This is a genomic window from Brunnivagina elsteri CCALA 953 (genome assembly GCF_002289455.1).
Taxonomy (GTDB): Bacteria; Cyanobacteriota; Cyanobacteriia; order Cyanobacteriales; family Nostocaceae; genus Brunnivagina; species Brunnivagina elsteri.
The window spans coordinates 1-1,827 of sequence record NZ_NTFS01000696.1 but is presented as its reverse complement, the minus strand read 5'-3'; the positions used below and the strand labels follow the sequence as shown (position 1 = coordinate 1,827).

Below are 1,827 nucleotides of genomic sequence, written 5' to 3'. Positions count from 1 at the left end.
TTGAATTGAAATTACTCCTTGAGGTATTTCTTGTTGTTTAACTCGACCAAATTTGTCAGTATAAATAATTGCTGTAACGCTATGCTGAACTAACTTATTCGCTTTTGAGATAGAATCAACATCTACAATTAAAACCGTTCCTTTAGGGAAAACAATACGGTTGTCTGTAGAGCGGATATCTTGCTGCGATCGCACTGCAAAACGTCCTCTATTTTTATCTTCCTGTGTCCAAATCATCGGTACTACAACATTCCCCTTGGTACTTGTTCCAATTTGAATTTGCATTGGGTAATTTGGCTCTGAAACAGCTATTTGTGGATAATTCCGTTCGATAGTTGGATTGGTTCGATTTAAAATACCCCATTCCCCAGGTGTTTGAGTTTCTGTTTGATTTTGCGAGATAGTTGGAGAATTAATTTGACTATCACTAATCGCAACTGCGGGAATAATCTTGGTGCGATTGTTTTGTTGGAAAGTATTTTCTGTAGTCGATTTGTCAGAAACTTCTAAAGTATTGCTGTTATTGGGTAAATTTGATACTTTTTCGTCTTCAGTAACATCACTATTCTTAATAGTTTGCTGTCCTAAAGTAGCAAGCTGATTCCATCGCTCGAATGGGTCAACTTTTTCAACTTTGGAATTAGTAGAAGCCACAGTAACTGGTTTTAGTTGTGGTTGTGGTTTGTTGACGGTTACAGTTTCGCGAATAATTCTTGGAGGAGATGAGATTCGTTCGCGGATAATTCTTGGAGGAGGAGGATTGATACGACGAACTTTCGAGTTTGCTACGGGTTGAATACGTTCTGGTTTCGTTTGTTTTTGAGGTTGTTCGAGATTGCGACTTGCTTGGTTACGTAGCGCTAATTCAGCCTTGAGACGTGCTGCTTCATCACTTTCCCCAGAAGCTACTATTGTTGAAGTTTCCTTCGGGGTAGGAGCTTTAACGACTGGTTTAGAAGCAAAGAAAATTGACCATACCATCCAACCGAAACCCATGACACCACCAACTAAAAGCGATGCGATCGCAAATCGAATTAAAGGATTTTCGCTTTCATCAAGTGGTTCTGCTTGCTCCGAATCCCGTTGGATTAAAAATTCGCGATCGATTAAAGCTACTTGTTCAGGTTGGTATCCCGATATTTCTAATTCTTCCTCTGAGGTTAATTCCCCATCAAAGGATTCATTAATATAGTTTTCTTGAGCATTTTTCATTATCAATACCACTATTTATTAGTTGTAAACTCAGAGATTTTAACGATTTCTAAGCCCGAACTTCTAATTTCATATAACTGTTGTTCTAATGGAGAATTATTATTAAGAGATTGAGAAGGAATATCTACAGCTTGTAATCTAAAAGTACGATTAAAATTAATTTCTTCATCAGCACCACCAGCTAAGTTTACTAACACTCTTGTTGCCACCATATCAACTTCCCATTCACCAATTTTTATTTGCCTGGGAGCGGAGAGATAGGAAATAATTATTTTGGAGCGAACTTGACCACCAAATACACGGGAAGGTGTAATTTCAGCAAGTATATTTAGAGCCGCTTGACGGAATCCTTGTTTACCAGATTGAATTAAAAATGAACCAATATAAGCATTGGTTGTAATTCGTTTACCTTTGCCAATATCTCGTCCTTTATCTAACTCCTTGGTTCCAGGAATAATTCCATCCCAATTAAATGTTAAATTTGCCCATTGTCTGACGGTGTTTTTGATAACTTCTGGATGTCGATATAGATAATCCTGTTCGGATATTACAAAAGAACGACCATTGACTAATTGGACAAAAGTTGTTTTTCTTGCAGCAAGTTGATTGAATTTA

At 37.4% G+C, this 1,827-nt stretch carries 2 protein-coding genes; both read right to left on the bottom strand.

Features of this window, described 5'->3' with window-relative positions; all coding sequences use genetic code 11:
- Positions 1-1,212, bottom strand: a 1,212-nt coding sequence (locus CK510_RS29960) for a hypothetical protein (RefSeq protein WP_095725066.1), incomplete at its 3' end; no start/stop codon positions are given.
- A gap of 11 nt (positions 1,213-1,223) precedes the next feature.
- Positions 1,224-1,827: hypothetical protein (locus CK510_RS29955; protein ID WP_143289515.1), on the bottom strand; the 604-nt coding region annotated here is incomplete at its 5' end.